The sequence below is a fragment of the Mycobacterium intracellulare ATCC 13950 genome (assembly GCF_000277125.1).
Lineage (GTDB): Bacteria > Actinomycetota > Actinomycetes > Mycobacteriales > Mycobacteriaceae > Mycobacterium > Mycobacterium intracellulare.
This window is the reverse complement of the sequence record NC_016946.1, coordinates 4,094,329-4,111,054: the sequence shown is the minus strand read 5'-3', so window position 1 is coordinate 4,111,054 and position 16,726 is coordinate 4,094,329. Positions and strand designations below refer to the sequence as shown.

Sequence of the window (16,726 nt, the reverse complement as noted above, 5' to 3'; positions counted from 1 at the left end):
AGCTCGTCATGCCTTTCCGTTCGGTATCAGCATGGAGTCTCGTGGGTCGAACGGGCATCCGCCGCCCTCGACATGGGCGACGTACTCGTCGCGGAAGTACTGGATCGACGACATGACGGGGCTGGCGGCGCCATCGCCCAAGGCGCAGAACGCTTTACCCAAGATGGAGTCGGAGATGTCCAGCAGCTTGTCGAGGTCCTCGTGCGTGCCCGTGCCGGCCTCCAGCCGCTCGTAGATCTTGTCCAGCCAGAAGGTGCCCTCGCGGCACGGCGTGCATTTGCCGCACGATTCGTGCTTGTAGAAGTACGTCCAGCGCTGCACCGCACGCACCACGCAGGTGGTTTCGTCGAAGATCTCCAGCGCCTTGGTGCCCAGCATCGAGCCGGCGCCGCCCACGCCCTCGTAGTCCAGCGGGACGTCGAGATGCTCGTCGGTCAGCAGCGGGGTCGACGAGCCGCCGGGCGTCCAGAACTTCAGCCGGTGGCCGGCCCGCACCCCGCCGGCGTAGGCGAGCAACTCCCGCAACGTGATTCCCAGCGGGGCCTCGTACTGTCCGGGGCGGGTGACGTGCCCGGACAGCGAATACAGCGTGAAGCCCGGGGATTTTTCGCTTCCCATCGAGCGGAACCAGTCCACGCCGTTGCCGATGATCGACGGCACGCTCGCGATGGTCTCGACGTTGTTGATCACCGTGGGGCAGCCGTACAGGCCGGCGACGGCGGGGAACGGCGGGCGCAGCCGCGGCTGGCCGCGTCGGCCTTCCAGCGAATCCAGCAGCGCGGTCTCCTCGCCGCAGATGTACGCGCCGGCGCCCGCGTGCACGACCAGCTCCAGATCGAATCCCGAGCCGTTGATGTCGCGGCCCAGGTACCCGGCGGCGTACGCCTCGGCCACCGCGTTCTGCAGGCGGCGCAGCACCGGCAGCACCTCGCCGCGCACATAGATGAACGCGTGGTTGGCCCGGATCGCGTAGGCGGCGATGATGACGCCCTCGACGAGGACGTGCGGTGTCGCCAGCATCAGCGGGATGTCTTTGCAGGTACCGGGTTCCGACTCGTCGGCGTTGACCACCAGGTAGTGCGGTTTGGCGGCCGCGCCGGTGTCGCCCTGCGGGATGAACGACCACTTGGTCCCGGTCGAGAAGCCCGCGCCGCCGCGCCCGCGCAGCCCGGAATCCTTCACCACCCCGATCACCGCGTCCGGCTCCATCGCCAGCGCCTTCTTCATCGCCTCGTAGCCACCGTGCCGACGGTAGGTCTCAAGCGTCCAGGACTCGGGGTCGTCCCAGAAGCGGCTGAGCACCGGAGTGAGCGGCGTGGCGCCGGACGTCTCGGAAGTGGTTGTCATGGCTGGCCTTCCGGCGCGCCGGGCGCCTGCATGCCGTGTTCCTTGGCTACCTTCAGGCCGGCCAGGGTCGCCGCACCGGCGCCTCCCTGCCCCTGGTCGGGCCGCTCGTCGGGCAGGCCGGCCAGGATGCGCGACGTCTCCCGGAAGGCGCACAGCGGCGCGCCGCGGGTCGGGGCCTTGGGCTCACCGGAACGCAGCGAGTCGACGAGTTCGCGTGCCGATTCGCAAGTCTGGTTGTCGAAGAACTCCCAGTTGACCATCACCACGGGCGCGTAGTCGCAGGCGGCGTTGCATTCGATGTGTTGCAGAGTGACCGATCCGTCGGCGGTCGTCTCGTCGTTGCCGATGCCCAAATGTTCTTTCAGGGCATCGAAAATGGCGTCGCCGCCCATGACGGCGCACAGCGTGTTGGTGCAGACGCCCACCAGGTAGTCGCCGGTGGGGCCGCGGCGATACATCGTGTAAAAGCTCGCCACGGCGGACACCTCGGCTCCGCTGAGTCCCAGCTGCTCACCGCAGAACTCCAGGCCCGCCGGCGTCAGGTAGGAATCCTGCGCCTGCACCAGGTGCAGCAACGGCAGCAGCGCCGAGCGCTTCTCGGGGTAGCGGCCCATGATCTCCTTGGCGTCGACCTCCAGCCGGGCCCGCACCTCGGGCGGATACGACGTGGGCGCGCCCTCGACGACGAACGCGTTGGGCTCGTCCGGCGGCGGGCCGAGCCGCAGGAAGACTGGCTGTCCCTGCGGGCCGGTCACCGGTCCACCCCGCCCATGACCGGGTCGATGCTGGCGACCGAGGTGATCAGGTCGGCGACCAACCCGCCCTCGCACATCGCGGCGACCGACTGCAGGTTGGTGAACGAGGGGTCTCGGTAATGCACTCGGTAGGGCCGGGTGCCGCCGTCGCTGACCATGTGCACGCCGAGCTCCCCGCGCGGCGACTCGACCGCGGTGTACACCTGGCCGGGCGGAACCCTGATGCCCTCGGTGACCAATTTGAAGTGGTGGATCAAGGCCTCCATCGAACCGCCCATGATCTTGGCGATGTGCTCCGGCGAGTTGCCCATGCCGTCCGGCCCCACCTTCAGGTCGGCCGGCCAGGCGATCTTGCGATCCTCGACCATGGTCGGGCCGGGCTTCAACTTGTCCAGACACTGCTCGACGATCTTGATCGACTCCCACATCTCGTTGACACGAATCATGTAGCGCCCGTAAGCATCACACGTGTCTTCGGTGATTACGTCGAATTCGTAGTTTTCATATCCGCAGTACGGTTCGCTCTTGCGCAGATCGTGCGGCAGCCCGGTGGCACGCAGGATCGGCCCGGTGATGCCCAGCGCCATGCACCCGGTCAGGTCCAGGTAGCCGACGTCCTGGGTGCGGGCCTTCCAGATCGCGTTCTCGTTGAGCAGACCGCTCATCTCGCGCAGCACTTCCCGCAGCGGTTCGAGGGCCTCGGCGATCTCGGTCTGCGCGTTCGGCGGCAGGTCCTGGGCCACGCCGCCGGGCCGGATGTAGTTGCTGTTCATCCGCAAGCCGGTGATCGATTCGAACAGGGTCAGCACGATCTCGCGGCCCCGGAAACCGACGAACATCGGGGTCATGGCGCCCAGTTCCATGCCGCCGGTGGCCAAGGCCACCAGGTGCGACGAAATCCGGTTGAGCTCCATCATCAACACCCGGATGACGTCGACGCGCTCGGGTATCTGGTCGGTGATGCCGAGTAGCTTCTCCACGCCCAGGCAGTAGGCGGTCTCGTTGAAAAACGGTGCGAGGTAATCCATCCGGGTCACGAAGGTGACGCCCTGGGTCCAGTAGCGGTATTCGAGGTTCTTTTCGATGCCGGTGTGCAGGTACCCGATGCCGCAGCGGGCGTCGGTGACCGTCTCGCCCTCGATTTCCAGGATCAGCCGCAGCACCCCGTGTGTGGACGGGTGCTGGGGCCCCATGTTGACGACGATGCGTTCGCCGGGATCGGCGTTGCGGGCGGCTTCGACGACCTTGTCCCAGTCCTGGCCGCCGGCGACCACGAGTGTCTCGCCGGCGCCGTCGTGCGTCGATTCGGTGGTGGTGCTCATCAGTTGTACGCTCTCCGCTCGTCGGGCGGGGGGATCTGTGCGCCTTTGTATTCGACGGGAATTCCGCCGAGAGGGTAGTCCTTGCGCTGCGGATGTCCGTGCCAGTCGTCGGGCATTTCGATGCGGGTCAGCGACGGGTGACCGTCGAAGATGATGCCGAAGAAGTCGTAGGTCTCACGCTCGTGCCAGTCGGTGGTCGGATAGATGCCGAACAGCGACGGGATGTGCGGATCATCGTCGGGCGCAGACACTTCCAGGCGGACGCGGCGGTTGTGCGTGATCGATTGCAGCGGATAAACCGCGTGCAGCTCGCGGCCGGCCTCGTGCGGGTAGTGCACCCCGCTGACGCCCAGGCACATTTCGAAGCGCAGTTGCGGTTCGTCGCGAAGGCGCTGGGCGACCTGCGGCAGCGCCTCCCGGCGCACATGCAAGGTGAGCTCGTTGCGGTACACCACCACTTTTTCGATCGCGTCCGTGAATTCGACGCCGCCCTTTTTCAGGGCCTCGGCCAGTCCGTCGACGAGCTCGTCGAAGTAGCCGCCGTAGGGCCGCGGGCTGCTGCCCGGAAGCAGGACTTCGCGCACCAGCCGGCCGTAGCCGGACGTGTCACCCGAGCCTTGGACGCCGAACATGCCGCGGCGCACGTCGATGACTTCTTCGTCGGCGCGGCCGATCGCCTCGTGTGGATCCTGATTCGGCGAACTCATCGCAGCAGTCCGCGCATCTCGATGGTGGGCCGGGCCGACAGCGCCGCCTGCTCGGCCTCGGCGATGGCGTCTTCCCGGTTGACGCCCAGCGGCATCTCCTGAATCTTCTCGTGCAGCTTCAGGATTGCGTACAGCAGCATCTCCGGCCGCGGCGGGCATCCGGGCAGGTAGATGTCCACCGGGACCACGTGATCCACGCCCTGGACGATCGCGTAGTTGTTGAACATTCCGCCCGACGACGCGCACACGCCCATGGCGAGCACCCATTTCGGCTCGGCCATCTGGTCGTAGATCTGCCGCAATACCGGTGCCATCTTCTGGCTGACCCGGCCGGCGACGATCATCAGATCGGCCTGCCGGGGGGTGGCCGAGAAGCGTTCCATGCCGAACCGAGCGATGTCGAATCTTGGCCCGGCGGTTGCCATCATCTCGATGGCGCAGCAGGCCAACCCGAATGTCGCCGGCCACAGCGAGTTCTTGCGGACATAGCCCGCCACCTTCTCGACCGTGGACAGCAGAATCCCGCCGGGCAGCTGTTCCTCAAGACCCACGTCTTACCTCAATCCCACGTCAGGCCGCCGCGGCGCCACACGTACGCGTAGGCCACGAAGACCGTGAGCATGAACACGACCATTTCGACCAGAGCAAACGTGCCCAACGCGTCATAGCTGACCGCCCACGGATACAGGAACACGATTTCGATGTCGAAGACGATGAACAGCATCGCGGTCAGGTAGTACTTCACCGGAAACCGCTGTCCTGCCGTCGCATGCGGCCCGCTCACCGAGGTCTCGGTGGGCTCGATCCCACACTCGTAGGCCGCCATCTTCGACTTGTTGAACCGTGACGGGCCCGCCAGGCTCGCGATCACCACCGAGCCCACGGCAAAGGCCGCGGCGATCGCACCGAGCACCAGGATGGGTATGTAGACGTTCAATTCGCTCCATGATCCGTCGTACGAGCCGCCTGCAGCGGCCAGGCGGTAACCGGGCTGCTGTGACGAACTGGGTCTGAAGCCCGTCACAGTGATCTTCAACATAGCGTCGCGGCGCGCGGTGCGCTTGCCCGGGGTGGGCGTTTTGCACTATTGGGGGGCCGCGCGCGTGCTGTGCTGCGCGAACTCGGACCGGCGCCGGTGGTCAGAACCGCCGCAGGCGGTCAGCGGAAGGCAAAAGCCGCGGCATGGCCGCGGCGAGGAGAAGGTCAGCGAACCGGGGTTCGCAGCAAATTGAGGACCGTGCGGCCCAGCAGGATGGGGTCGATGGGATGTGGCACCGCACCCTCGGCGCGCGACCAGGATGCCAGCCACGCGTCGTCGGGACGCCCGGTGAGCACCACCAGCGGTGGGCAGGTCTCGAGTTCGTCTTTGAGCTGTTTCGCGATTCCCATGCCGCCCGTCGGGGTGGCCTCGCCGTCCAGGATGGCCAAGTCGATGCCGCCCTCGTCCATCGTGCGCACCACCATCGGACCGGTCGCCACCTCGACATAGCTCAACTCGGGCAAATCCGGGTGCAGCTGCTTGCCGAGCGCGCGCATCACCCGTTCGCGGGTTTGGGCGTTGCTGCTGTAGACGAGGATCCGCAGGGCGACGCTGGATTGGGGGAGGCTGTCGGACACGGTGCAGATGCTACTGGGGTCGCTGCGGGTTTATCGCCGGTGCCCGCAGAAATCTCATCGCGATTCGCGCACGAAGATGGCTTCCGCCGCCGCGGTCACCGTCGGGCCGATCATGCCGAGCCGGTTCCAACCCAGGTCGAACCGGGCACGATCGAGCGTGGTCTCGCCGGCGACGCGGACCGAGCCGTCGTCGAGTTCGGAGATCGTGACGGGCAGCGGCAGCTCCGCGGTGATGCCCTTGATGGTGAAGTTGGCCCGAACGTCGGCGGCCTTGCCCGTCGTGGGGCGCAGCGCGGTGACGACGACGCCGATCTCGGGAAAGCGGTCCACGTCGAAGAAGTCCGCCGAGCGCAGGTGTTTGTCGCGGCGGCCGATCCCGGTGTCCAGCGAGGCGGCCCGGATGTCGACGCGCCCGAAAACCGCTCCCTTGCCGGTCAGTTGGCCGTCGCCGGTGAAGTCGGTGAAGCGGCCCTTGACGTTGACGAGCCCCCACATGTTGCGGCCCTTGAACGTGATGGCCGAGCGATCCAAGACCAGGTTCCACCCGCCGGCGAGGTCGGGATCGTGAAGCAGTGTCTCCAAAGTCGTCATCGTCACCCCCATGTCTGGTGGCGAATCTAGTCTCAATCCAGCAACGGCGCGATCCCGGCGGGGTCGAAATATTCGTCGATGCGCTCGATCCGGCCGTCGGTGCCCACCCGGATCACGATGCACACGCGCAGCGAGATCGATTGCCCCGCATGCCCGGTCGCGTGCAGGACGTGCTGCTGGACGAAGCCCTGAGCGGACCCGTCGTCGAAGAGCTGCCGGTCGAGAATTTCGTAGCGGCGCTGCGTGGTCGCGCCGATGAACCACTCGATGACCCGCATCGCGCGGGCCTTGTCGTCCGTTTTGAGGGGGTCGTGGCGCGAGCCGACGCGCCATACCGCGATGTCGTCGCTCCACATCGCGCCGACCGCCGCGACATCGCCTCGCTCGATCGCCGTGAACAGGCGGTCGGCGGCCTCGATGACCGTTTCTGCGCGGGACGCGGGCATGGCGGTGGCTCCTATTCGCTGTCGTATCCGGGGTGGGCGACGGCGAGCCGGCGCCGTACCAGGGTGCGCAGGCAGGCCGTGACGTCGGCCGCCCGGTCGTCCATCTCGCCGGACCGGATCGCGGCGGCCAGCTGGTCCTCGTCGGCGACACCCAGGCCGGCCAGCGCCGCACGGGATTCGGCCCCGCTGTCGTCGAGTAGTTCGCGCTCGACGATGCGCAGGGCGTTGGCCGCCACCCTGGCGTGAAAGTTGACCTGGCCGTCGGTCGCGGCCCGGACGTCGGTCTCCAGGAATTCGGCCACCGCGGCCACGAGTTCGGCCGCCCGCGGGCGGCCGTACGCACCGCTCACGGGGCCGCCCGGCCCCGATTGCCCGCCTCCTCCTCGCGCCGCCGCGCGGCGCCCATCGTCGGCGGGCGCGAGCAGGTTGAGCAGGTCCCACTCGGTCTCGCAGACGCGGCGCCCGATGGTGGCCAGCTCGACCGAGCGGTGCTGACCGCTCAGATGCCGTTCCGCCTGGAATCGGCAGATGACACCCCAGCGCAGCGTGGCCAGCACCAGCCACCAGTGAAACGCCACCCGGTCGACGGTAGTCGCGCCGGCCTGCTCGTAGGCCCGCAGGAAGCTCTCGATGCTGCCGAGGCCGCCGGCGCCCAGGCTGGCCGGGGCGCCGAATCGCCAGGCCCTAATGCAGAACCACGCCAGGTCTTCGTACGCCTGGCCGACGTGCACCAGTTCCCAATCCAGCACGGCGGCAAGGTCGGATCCGTCGACGATGAGGTTGCCCATCCGGAAGTCGCCGTGCACCAGCACCGCCGGCGTCGGGTCGGGCCGGTTTGCGGCCAGCCAGCGAAACCCCCATTCGAAGGTGGCGGTGGTGTCGCCCATGTCGTCAAGGCGCCGGCGCCATTCGTCGAGCTGGTCCTCGTGGGCCAGGCCCGGGCCGTGTGGGTCGGCGCGGTGAATGGCGGCCGCCGCCTGCGCGCACTGCTGCAGCAATCGGGCGCGGCCGGCGTGCCCGTCACCGGAGTCGAGCCGGCGTTGGATGCGCCGCACGATGGTCTCGCCCTTGATCTCATCGCAGATCAGAAACGGATTACCCAGTGCCGCAGGCGAATCGTCGGCGATCAGGACGTGGGGGACCGGAGCTCCGGCGGCCGCGGCGGCGGCCTGGGACCGGGCCTCGAGTTCCATGCCGGCATGCACGTCGTCGGGCGGACCGGTGCGCAGGATCAGCGAGCGGCGTTGCGCGCCGGTCACGGCCTCGAACGCCCAGGTGGTTCTGCTGGCGCCGCCGGTTAGCGCGCGCAGGTTCTCGACCGCCGTGTCGGTGCCGATGGCCGACGTGAGCACGGCGGCGAGTTTGGCGGTCAGCTCGGCCGACTCGTCATCGTGCATCATTTTCGGCCGAAGTTGAACAGCCGCTGCGCCACCCGGCGAATCTGGATCTCTTCGGCGCCCTCGGTGATCCGGTAACGACGGTGGTGTCGGTAGATGTGCTCGAACGGCTCGTGCCGGCTGTACCCGAGGCCGCCGAAGATCTGCATGGCGCGATCGGCGGCGTCGCAGACCAGGCGATTGGCGCGGTAATTCGCCATCGACACCTTGTCGGAGACCTCCATGTGGTGGTCGCGGTCCAGATGCCAGGCGGCGTATTGGACCAGCAGGCGCACCATCTGTGCTTCGGTCTGCAACTCGGCCAGCGGCCACTGCACCGCCTGGTTGACCGACAGCGGCTTGCCGAACACAGTTCGGCCGCCGGCGTATTCGGCGGCGCGGTCGATGCAGTATTGCGCGGCGCCCAGGCTGCTGGCCGCCTGCCGAATCCTGTTCTCGTGCAGGAAGGTTTGCGCCACCTCCAGGCCGCGATCCACCTCGCCGAGCACCGCGTCCGCGGGCACCCGAACGTCGGTCAGCTCGACCTCGCCGTGGTCGGTGGGCATGTTGAACGTCCACCAGTAGTACGGAACGTCGAACCCCGGCGTATCGGTCGGCACCAGAAACGCGGTGATTCCGCGTGCGCCGCCGGGCTCCCCGGAGGTGCGGGCGAAGACCAGGTCGTGGGTGGCGCGGTGCACGCCGGTGTTGAACCGCTTGGAGCCGTTGATCACCCAGGTGTCGCCGTCACGTTCGGCGTGTGTTTCCAGCCAGGTGGCATCCGAGCCGTGCTTGGGCTCGGTCAGTCCGAACGCCATCGAACGTTCCCCGGTGATCAGCGCTTCCGACCACACCCGGCGTTGCTCGTCGGTGCCGAAGCGCTCCATCATGATCACCTGCGGGAAGTTCCCGACGATCGACGACTCGTTCTGCAGGTCGTTGTGCAGGCCAAGTCCCTTGCGCGCCAGGTGTTCCCGGATGACGGCCATGTCGACGTTGCTGCCGTCGCGGCCGCCGAGCGAGGCCGGCAGGCCGTAGCGCAGCCAGCCCGCCTTGTCGGCGCGCCTGCGCATCTCGGCGAGCAGGTCCTCCCACTCGCGGGTGGGAATGCCGTCGTTGTCCCAATCGGTGCGCGCGTGCTCGCGGCGCTGGTCGAAATACTGGATGTTCTCGCGTTCCAGCGGTTTGATCTCGGTCTCGATGAACTCGTCCATCTCGGCGAGCACACCCGGAAGGTGCTCGGGCAGCGTGAAATCCATGGTTTTCTCCTTATGCGCCGTACAGGGTTCTCTTCCAGATCGTCGACAGCGTGGCGATGGCGTCCTTGTCGCTGATCTTGATGCCCAGGTTGGAGGGACCGACGAACACGGTGGTGAAGTTCTCGAACAGCAGCGCGATGGCCGCCGCGGTGTGTTCGGGGTTCAATTCGGCGCCGTAGCCCTGCTCCTGGGCGCGGCGCACCGATGCCGCCACGAGATCGATGCCCAATCGCCGGAATTCGTTCTGCACGGCGGCGAACCGGCGCTGGGTGGCGGCCAGCTGGGCCACCGCGATCATGATCCCGATGTTCTGCTTGAACATGTTCCAGTAGCCGGTGACCACCGAGGTGAAAAAGGCGTCGTCGTCGGGGGCGTCGGGCAGGTGAACACTGGCCCCCGACGGCGTCACCACCTCGTGCAGGAACGATTTCGCCAGCGCCGCCAGCAGGTCTTCCTTGTCGGTGAAGTAGCGGTAGAACACCGCCGGCGATTTCCCGGCGGCCGACGTGATGTCGGCCACCGTGGTGCCGTGAAACCCCCGTTCGGCGAACAGTTTACGGGCGGCCTGCTCGATGGCCTGCCTGGTTTGGCGGCCTTTGGCGGTCAGCTCGCGGGTTGCCTCCGGGGCGGACATCAATTCTGTATCCGGTCGCCGGCGCGCAGCAGGGAGCTCGGTAAATCGTGGCCCACCAACGACTTCGCCACGGCGGCCGCGGCGATGGCGGCTTGCAGGTCGACGTCGACGTCGACACCGCTGTCGCGCAGCAGATACACCAGGTCCTCGGTGGCGATGTTGCCCGTGGCGCCCGGGGCGAACGGGCAGCCGCCCAGCCCACCGACCGAGGCGTCCAGCCGGGTCACCCCGGCGGTGACCGCGGCGTAGGCGCTGGCCAGTCCGGAGCCGCGGGTGTTGTGGAAGTGGCCGCCCAGCGGCATGTCCCCGATGACCGGACGCAGTTGCGCGATCAGCGAACTCACGCGGCCCGGGGTGGTGGTGCCGATGGTGTCGGCGATCGACAGCCGGTCGGCGCCGCGCTCGCGTGCGGCCGCGGCGATGTCGAGCACCCGCTGCGGCGGGGTGGGGCCTTCGAACGGCGAATCCCACGCGGTGGCGATGACGACCTCGACGGTGACAGGGACGCCGGTGGGGCCGTCGTGCGCGATCGCGACGATCTCGTCGATCTGGTGGGTAGCCTCCGCGCTGGTGCGCCCGACGTTGGCCTCGCTGAAGGTGTCGTCGGCGGCCACCACGTACTCGATGGAGCGCAGGCCCGCGGCGACGGCCCGCCTGGCCCCGTTCGGGCTGGCGACCAGGGCGGAGAATTCGATGTCGGGGTAGTCGTGCAGGTGGGCGGCGAGCTCGGCGGCGTCGGCCATCGACGGCACCTTCGTCGGGGAGACGAACGCGGTGGCCTCCACCTCGCGGACGCCGGTGGCCGCCACCGCGGCCAGCAGTTCGAGCTTGGCCGACAACGGGATTGGCGCCTCGATCTGCAGGCCATCGCGCAGGGCCACTTCTCGAATCTGGACATGCTGGGTGGTCATAGCACCTCCTGGGCCCGCAGCTCCTCGAGTTCCGCGGCGGTCTTGCCCAGCAACCCGACGTAGACGTCGTCGTTGTGTTCGCCCGGACGCGCCGGGCCGGCGTTGCGCAGCCGGCCCGGAGATTCCGAGAGCACCGGAACGATGCCGGGTCCGAGCACATTGCGCTGCAACCGCTCGTCGTAGTGCTCGACCAGCATGTCGCGGGCCCGCAGCTGCGGGTCGTTGACGACCTCGGCGACCGTGTTGATGGGACCCGCGATCACCCCTGCGGCGGAAAGGGTTTCGATGACCTCGCCCGGCTGGCGTTCGGCCGCCCAGCAGCCGATGATGTTGTCGAGCTCGTCCTGGTTGCGGCCGCGCGCGACGTGCGTGGCGAACCGGTCGTCGGTGGCCAGCTCCGGGCGCCCCATGGCCTTGCACAGCCGGGCGAAGACGGTGTCCTGGTTGGCGGCGATCACCACCCACGAGCCGTCGGCGCTGCGGTAGATGTTGGACGGGGCGATGCCCTCGAGCCGGGTGCCCGACGGTCCGCGCACCACGCCGCCGACGTCGTAGTCGGGGATCGTGGATTCCTGAACGGCCAAACAGGATTCGGTGAGCGCGACGTCGACCACCTGGCCGCGCCCGGTCACGCTGCGGCGGTACAGCGCGGCCAGCGCTCCCTGGGCGCCGAACATGCCCGCGAGGCTGTCGCCGAGCGAGAGCGCCAGCCGGGGCGGCGGGCCGCCCGGGAAACCGTTGAGGTGTCGCAGTCCGCTCGCCGCCTCGGCGACCGACGCGTAACCGGCCTTGGACGCGTCGGGTCCGGTCTGTCCGTAACCGGAGACGCGCACCAGGATGATGCCGGGGTTGCGCTCGGACAGCACGTCGTAGCCCAGGTTCCACTTCTCCAGGGTGCCCGGGCGGAAGTTCTCCACCACGATGTCGGATTTCTCGACGAGCTCGCAGAACAGTTCGCGGCCCTGGGGGTGGCGCAGGTCGAGGGTGATGGCTCGTTTGTTGCGCGCGTGCACCGTCCAGAAGACGTGCTGCCCGTCGACTTCGGCCTGGCCCCAGGTGCGCAACGGGTCCGGGGCCTTGGGAAGTTCCACCTTGATGACGTCGGCGCCCATGTCGCCCAGCAGCCGCCCGGCGAACGGGCCGGCGATCAGGGTGCCCAGTTCGAGCACCCGGACGCCGTCCAGCGGACCTGTGGGAATCACTCGGCGCTCGCGAAGTCGTGCCGGACGAGCCAGTCCGTGACGATGGTGACCGCCGTGCGCAGCGCGTCACGCTGGTCGGGTCCCGCGTAATAGTGTGTGGCGCCTGGGATTTCGTGTATCTCCTTGTCCGGGTGCCCGATCGCTTCGAAAAGCCGGCGGGTGTGGCTGGGTGTGCACGCGTCGTCGGCCAGGTTACCGATCACCAGCGCCGGGATCGCGATATCGGGCCCGCAGGACACCGCGTCGCCGCGGGCGTCGTCGTAACTCCACTGCGAGAGCCAGCCGCGCAACGTGGAGAACCGGGCCAACCCGACGGGGCTCATGTTCACCACTTGAGGATCCCCCAGGTAGCAAGTCCCCGGGGCGCGTTCGTTGGGATCGACGGTCGGGTCCAGCCATCGCGGGTCGGCCATGGTGCCGTGCACGACGAACCCGAACTCGTCGTCCGGCCGGCCGGCGGCCCTCAGCTCGGCCAACTTGTCTTTGACCCACGCGGTGATGCGGCGGTTGCGGTCGATCTGCGCCTGCCGGTACCGGGCCAGGAATCCTTGGCTGTAAGGCGGCTGGTTGGGGTTGTCGGGGTTGTACAGGTCAAGCTCGGGATCGCGCTTGGTCGGGTCGGATTCGTCGAGGATCGATGCGTCCAGCCACTCGGTCAGCGTGCCGTGCCGGCTGATGTGCGCGGCCAGCAGCATGATGCCGTCGGCGGCGGGCAGGTCGAGTTTGGTCAGGTCGGGGCCGTCACCGGTCGGGCTGGAGGTGATCGTCGGATTCTGCGCCTGCTGCTGGTAGAACACCGACAGCGAACCGCCGCCACTCCATCCGGCCAGCACCACCTTGGAGTACCCCAGCCGTTTCTTGGCGTCCTTGATGCACTCGCCGAGGTCCTCGACCACCTTCTCCATCAGCAGCGCCGAGTCGGTGCCGCGGAAGCGGCTGTTGCAGTAGATGACGTGATGACCGGCGCGGGCCAGGGCATTGATCATCGGCAGGTAGGCGCCACCGCCGATCGGGTGCATGAACACCAGCACGGTGTCCGACGGATTGTCCCTGGGCTTGAGCAGGTAGCTTTCCAGCACGGTGATCTCGGCCAGGCCGCCGTAGACGTCCCGGACACCGGAATTGTTCTGGAAGGCAACGAGATAGGGGATGCGATCGTACTCGTGCTTCTTGGGTTTCACGGCGTGCGTCATTAGCGCCGCTCCTCCTCATCGCGGGTCATCAATGTTGTCCTAGGTCGTGGGCGAGTATTTCCGCCGACGGGGTCAGCCGGCGGCGGGTGTCGATGGCGATCACCTGCCAGTCGACGCGGGAGTATTCGTCGAACTTGCGGCGCGCCCGTTCGCGCGCCTTTTCGGGTGCGCCGTGGTGAACCCCTTGCGGCGCATGCGAAATCAAACCTGGCGGCATCGGGATGCCGTAGAGCGAGCCGCCGTGGAAGAAGGCGATCTCGTCGTAGTCGACGTTGCGGTGATACCACGGTGTGCGCTCGGTGCCCGGGACGCCCTCGGCGGGCTTGGGCAGGAAGTTCATCACGTAGACGCCGGTGGCCTGCATGAACAGGTGCACGGTCGGCGGCAGGTGGACGCTGTCGGAGGTGACCACGTTGTAGTCTGCGATGTTGAACGTGAACGCGAAGTTATCGCCGCGCCAGCCCTCGACGTCGAGCGGATTGTGTTGGTAGAACAGCGTTGTCGGTCCGCCCTCGTGGATCAGCCGGACCTCGTACTCGCCGCCGGACGCGTCGTCGTCGGCGGGGACCGGCTCGGGGATGACGACCTGCGACGGGTCGAAGGGGAAGTGGCGGCCGAGCGCGCCGGGGGGCGGTATCCGAAACTCGTCGCGGGCCTCGATCATCAGCATCGTCGTCGCGGTATCGGGCAGCTGGCGCCAGGTGCACGCCTTCGGGATGTACAGCCAATCGCCCTCCCGATAGCGCAGCGGCCCGAACTCCGTCTCGGCCAGACCGGTGCCTTGGTGGACGAAGCACAGCAGGTCGCCGTCGACGTGACGAGCGAAGAACGGCATCGGCTCATGGCGACGGCTCAACAGAATTCGGCAGTCGTCGTTGCTGAACATCAGCAGCGGCCCGCCACCCGCGTCGGTGGCGTCGCCGGGCTTGAGCTCGCTGGACAGCACGTCGAGGGGGCGCAGCGGACCGACCGACCGGTAGGCGGTGGGATCGTTGCGCCGGTAGAGGTTGGCGGTGCGACCGGTGAACCCGCCGCGGCCCAGCTCGTCGTCCTTGAGCCCGTCAAGATCCGCATGAAGCCGGCGTGGCGTCTTCCCTTTCCGCAGGTGCACAAAGGATTCCATGGACGGCTCCTCCGATGGGCCAAGCTCGGCGGTCACAAAACTGAAAGTGACATTACTTTTTGTTTTGGTCGGACACAAGGGCCGCAAGAGCGCCAGGCCGTCGTCGTCTCGCGTCAGTCACAGTCGCCACAGGCGTCTCCGGCAGGCCGGACCCGCTCGGTGCCCACCTCCCAGCGACAACTCCGATGGCAACGCGCCCGCTCGCTGGGAGGCGGCCAACAAATACGTCCGTCAACCCCGGACGCGCAGCACGACCTTGCCCTTGGCGGTGCGGTTTTCGAGTGAGGCGACGGTGGCCGCGGCCTCGTCCAGCGGGTAGGTGGCCGGCTCGGGCGGAGCCAGCTCCCCGGAGGTGAGCAGACGTTCGAGGCCGGCCCATTGCTCGGCCAGCGCGCCCGGATGCGTGCCCGCCCACGCGCCCCAGCCCACGCCGACGACGTCAATGTTGTTGAGCAGCAATCGGTTTACCTTGACGGTGGGGATCTCACCGCCGGTGAATCCGACGACCAGCAGTCGTCCGCCGGGGGCGAGCGAGCGCAGGGAATCGGTGAACCGGTCGCCGCCGACCGGGTCGACGACGATGTCGACGCCACGGCCGTGGGTCAGCTCCTTGACCGCGTCCTTGAACCCGTCAGCCAGCACCACGTCCGTCGCGCCGGCGGCCGTGGCGATGTCGGCCTTGTCCTGCGTGCTGACGACGGCGATGGTGCGCGAGGCGCCCAGCGCCGGCGCCAACCGCAGCGCCGAGGTGCCGATGCCGCCGGCCGCGCCGTGGACCAGCACCGTCTCGCCGCGCTGCAACCGGCCCCGCACGGTGAGCGCGAAGTACACCGTCAGGTCGTTGAACAGCAGGCCGGCGCCGGCCTCGAAGCTCACGTTGTCGGGCAGCTTGAACACCCGGTCCGGGGCCAAGATTGCGACCTCGGCCATGCCGCCGGACAGCATCGTGAGGCCGACGACCCGGTCGCCGGGACCCACGTGCGCGCCCTCGGGCGCCGACCGGACCACGCCGGCGATTTCGGCGCCCAGCACAAAGGGCAATTGCGGGCGGTACTGGTACAGGCCGCGGGTGAGCAGGGCGTCCGGGAACGCCACCCCGGCGGCGTGCACGTCGACGACGACCCCGTCACCAGTCGGTTCGTCGATGTCGGCCAACTCGACCGAGTCTGGACCATCGAGCCGAGTCACCCGTACCGCGCGCATGCCAGCAGAGCCTACTGCCGCCTCAAAAACCGCCCGCGACCCGCACCACGGCCCGGCCGGAGAACTTGCCGGCGCGCACCTGATCGATCACGCCGACGACGTCCTTCACGTCGACGTCGCTGACCAGCGAGTCCAAGTGACGCGGCCGCAACGAATCACCCAGCCGGGCCCACAGCGCGCGCCGCGGCCCGATCGGCATCAGCACCGAGTCCATGCCCAGCAGCGCCACACCGCGCAGGATGAACGGCATGACCGTGGTGTGCAGGGCGGGACCGCCGGTGAGACCGCTGGCCGCCACCGCGCCGCCGTAGTCGATGGTGCTGAGCACGTCGGCGAGCGTCGCCCCGCCCACGCAATCCACCCCGCCCGCCCAGCGGGCCTTGCCGAGCGGTCGCGGTTTGGCGTCGGGATCGGCGGGCAGGCGACCGATAACCTCCGCGGCACCAAGGGTTTTCAGCCGCTCGGCGGCGTCGGCCTTGCCGGTCGAGGCGACGACCCGGTACCCGGCGGCCGCCAGCAGGTCCACGCTGACCGAGCCGACTCCGCCGGTCGCGCCGGTGACGACGATGTCGCCGGCGTCGGGTGCGATGCCCCAGTCGATCAGCGCCTGCACGCTCATCGCCGCGGTGAAGCCCGCGGTTCCGATCGCCGCGCCCTCGTGGGGGCTCAACGCGCCGAGCGCCACCACCTGGTCGGCCGGCAACCGCGCGTATTCGGCGTAGCCGCCGTGGTGGCCGGTGCCGATCGCATAGCCGTGGGCCAGCACCGCGTCGCCGACGGCGAAGTCCGGTGAGGTGGACTCCACGACCTCGCCGGTCAGGTCGATGCCGGGCACCACCGGATAGTTGCGCACCACGCCGCCGCCGGGCGTCAGCGCCAGCGCGTCTTTGTAGTTGACGCTCGAATACAGGACCCGGATCGTCACGTCCCCGGGCGGTAGGTCGTCGGGACGAAGCGTCTCGACCGACGCGGTTATCCGGTCACCATCTTGGCGCGCGACGAGCGCGTGAAACGTGTCCATGCTTCGACGCTAACCTCAC

Annotated in this window: 18 protein-coding genes; all 18 read right to left on the bottom strand. The window is 68.2% G+C overall.

Annotation, left to right across the window (positions count from 1 at the left end; translation table 11 throughout):
• Positions 1-6: 6 nt before the first annotated feature.
• The 18 genes from nuoF to OCU_RS43785 all read right to left on the bottom strand — a co-directional run bounded on the left by nuoF (position 7) and on the right by OCU_RS43785 (position 16,707).
• Positions 7-1,347, bottom strand: coding sequence for an NADH-quinone oxidoreductase subunit NuoF (gene nuoF / locus OCU_RS43870; RefSeq protein WP_009955121.1), 1,341 nt, complete (start codon positions 1,345-1,347; stop codon positions 7-9).
• Complete coding sequence (nuoE, locus tag OCU_RS43865; protein WP_009955120.1) at positions 1,344-2,102, bottom strand: NADH-quinone oxidoreductase subunit NuoE; 759 nt, start codon at positions 2,100-2,102, stop codon at positions 1,344-1,346. Before nuoE ends, nuoF begins: the two co-directional genes overlap by 4 nt.
• Positions 2,099-3,424, bottom strand: a complete 1,326-nt coding sequence (nuoD, locus tag OCU_RS43860) for an NADH dehydrogenase (quinone) subunit D (RefSeq protein ID WP_008259439.1) — start codon at positions 3,422-3,424, stop codon at positions 2,099-2,101. The genes nuoE and nuoD overlap by 4 nt, the downstream gene beginning before the upstream one ends.
• On the bottom strand, positions 3,424-4,131 hold the full coding sequence (locus OCU_RS43855) for an NADH-quinone oxidoreductase subunit C (RefSeq protein ID WP_009955118.1): 708 nt from the start codon (positions 4,129-4,131) through the stop codon (positions 3,424-3,426). Before OCU_RS43855 ends, nuoD begins: the two co-directional genes overlap by 1 nt.
• Entirely contained in the window at positions 4,128-4,682 is a 555-nt protein-coding gene (locus OCU_RS43850) for a NuoB/complex I 20 kDa subunit family protein (RefSeq protein WP_008259437.1), read from the bottom strand. The genes OCU_RS43855 and OCU_RS43850 overlap by 4 nt, the downstream gene beginning before the upstream one ends.
• Before the next feature lie 8 nt (positions 4,683-4,690).
• Positions 4,691-5,068 (bottom strand): NADH-quinone oxidoreductase subunit A, encoded by a 378-nt coding sequence (locus OCU_RS43845; protein ID WP_008259436.1) that lies wholly within the window; start codon positions 5,066-5,068, stop codon positions 4,691-4,693.
• A gap of 266 nt (positions 5,069-5,334) precedes the next feature.
• Positions 5,335-5,748: an Rv3143 family two-component system response regulator gene (locus OCU_RS43840; protein ID WP_008259435.1), complete on the bottom strand. Its 414-nt coding sequence runs from the start codon at positions 5,746-5,748 to the stop codon at positions 5,335-5,337.
• 54 nt (positions 5,749-5,802) lie between these two features.
• The gene (locus tag OCU_RS43835) at positions 5,803-6,339 is read right to left on the bottom strand and encodes a YceI family protein (RefSeq protein ID WP_029384835.1); all 537 of its coding nucleotides are present in this window, start codon (positions 6,337-6,339) and stop codon (positions 5,803-5,805) included.
• Positions 6,340-6,371: 32 nt separating this feature from the next.
• Positions 6,372-6,785, bottom strand: coding sequence for a nuclear transport factor 2 family protein (locus OCU_RS43830; RefSeq protein WP_009955114.1), 414 nt, complete (start codon positions 6,783-6,785; stop codon positions 6,372-6,374).
• An 11-nt stretch (positions 6,786-6,796) separates the two neighbouring features.
• A complete protein-coding gene (locus OCU_RS43825) occupies positions 6,797-8,185 on the bottom strand; it encodes a phosphotransferase family protein (RefSeq protein WP_014380850.1) in 1,389 nt (462 codons plus the stop codon).
• Positions 8,182-9,420, bottom strand: coding sequence for an acyl-CoA dehydrogenase family protein (locus tag OCU_RS43820; protein ID WP_009955110.1), 1,239 nt, complete (start codon positions 9,418-9,420; stop codon positions 8,182-8,184). Before OCU_RS43820 ends, OCU_RS43825 begins: the two co-directional genes overlap by 4 nt.
• Before the next feature lie 10 nt (positions 9,421-9,430).
• Positions 9,431-10,054 (bottom strand): TetR/AcrR family transcriptional regulator, encoded by a 624-nt coding sequence (locus OCU_RS43815; protein WP_009955109.1) that lies wholly within the window; start codon positions 10,052-10,054, stop codon positions 9,431-9,433.
• The gene (locus tag OCU_RS43810; protein ID WP_014380849.1) at positions 10,054-10,965 is read right to left on the bottom strand and encodes a hydroxymethylglutaryl-CoA lyase; all 912 of its coding nucleotides are present in this window, start codon (positions 10,963-10,965) and stop codon (positions 10,054-10,056) included. Before OCU_RS43810 ends, OCU_RS43815 begins: the two co-directional genes overlap by 1 nt.
• Positions 10,962-12,167, bottom strand: a complete 1,206-nt coding sequence (locus OCU_RS43805) for a CaiB/BaiF CoA transferase family protein (protein WP_009955107.1) — start codon at positions 12,165-12,167, stop codon at positions 10,962-10,964. Before OCU_RS43805 ends, OCU_RS43810 begins: the two co-directional genes overlap by 4 nt.
• Positions 12,164-13,360: an alpha/beta hydrolase family protein gene (locus OCU_RS43800; RefSeq protein ID WP_014380848.1), complete on the bottom strand. Its 1,197-nt coding sequence runs from the start codon at positions 13,358-13,360 to the stop codon at positions 12,164-12,166. The genes OCU_RS43805 and OCU_RS43800 overlap by 4 nt, the downstream gene beginning before the upstream one ends.
• 28 nt (positions 13,361-13,388) lie before the next feature.
• On the bottom strand, positions 13,389-14,483 hold the full coding sequence (locus OCU_RS43795; protein ID WP_009955104.1) for a homogentisate 1,2-dioxygenase: 1,095 nt from the start codon (positions 14,481-14,483) through the stop codon (positions 13,389-13,391).
• A gap of 231 nt (positions 14,484-14,714) precedes the next feature.
• Positions 14,715-15,686 (bottom strand): NADPH:quinone oxidoreductase family protein, encoded by a 972-nt coding sequence (locus tag OCU_RS43790; RefSeq protein WP_009955103.1) that lies wholly within the window; start codon positions 15,684-15,686, stop codon positions 14,715-14,717.
• Between the two features lie 22 nt (positions 15,687-15,708).
• On the bottom strand, positions 15,709-16,707 hold the full coding sequence (locus OCU_RS43785; RefSeq protein WP_009955102.1) for an acrylyl-CoA reductase family protein: 999 nt from the start codon (positions 16,705-16,707) through the stop codon (positions 15,709-15,711).
• Between the last annotated feature and the right edge of the window lie 19 nt (positions 16,708-16,726).

Bases quoted from the DNA above. Each gene is read 5' to 3' on its own strand.
- nuoF (WP_009955121.1), bottom strand. From the start codon at position 1,347: ATGACAACCACTTCCGAGACGTCCGGCGCCACGCCGCTCACTCCGGTG.
- nuoD (WP_008259439.1), bottom strand. From the start codon at position 3,424: ATGAGCACCACCACCGAATCGACGCACGACGGCGCCGGCGAGACACTC.
- OCU_RS43855 (WP_009955118.1), bottom strand. From the start codon at position 4,131: ATGAGTTCGCCGAATCAGGATCCACACGAGGCGATCGGCCGCGCCGAC.
- OCU_RS43835 (WP_029384835.1), bottom strand. From the start codon at position 6,339: ATGACGACTTTGGAGACACTGCTTCACGATCCCGACCTCGCCGGCGGG.
- OCU_RS43830 (WP_009955114.1), bottom strand. From the start codon at position 6,785: ATGCCCGCGTCCCGCGCAGAAACGGTCATCGAGGCCGCCGACCGCCTG.
- OCU_RS43825 (WP_014380850.1), bottom strand. From the start codon at position 8,185: ATGATGCACGATGACGAGTCGGCCGAGCTGACCGCCAAACTCGCCGCC.
- OCU_RS43820 (WP_009955110.1), bottom strand. From the start codon at position 9,420: ATGGATTTCACGCTGCCCGAGCACCTTCCGGGTGTGCTCGCCGAGATG.
- OCU_RS43815 (WP_009955109.1), bottom strand. From the start codon at position 10,054: ATGTCCGCCCCGGAGGCAACCCGCGAGCTGACCGCCAAAGGCCGCCAA.
- OCU_RS43810 (WP_014380849.1), bottom strand. From the start codon at position 10,965: ATGACCACCCAGCATGTCCAGATTCGAGAAGTGGCCCTGCGCGATGGC.
- OCU_RS43800 (WP_014380848.1), bottom strand. From the start codon at position 13,360: ATGACGCACGCCGTGAAACCCAAGAAGCACGAGTACGATCGCATCCCC.
- OCU_RS43795 (WP_009955104.1), bottom strand. From the start codon at position 14,483: ATGGAATCCTTTGTGCACCTGCGGAAAGGGAAGACGCCACGCCGGCTT.
- OCU_RS43790 (WP_009955103.1), bottom strand. From the start codon at position 15,686: ATGCGCGCGGTACGGGTGACTCGGCTCGATGGTCCAGACTCGGTCGAG.
- OCU_RS43785 (WP_009955102.1), bottom strand. From the start codon at position 16,707: ATGGACACGTTTCACGCGCTCGTCGCGCGCCAAGATGGTGACCGGATA.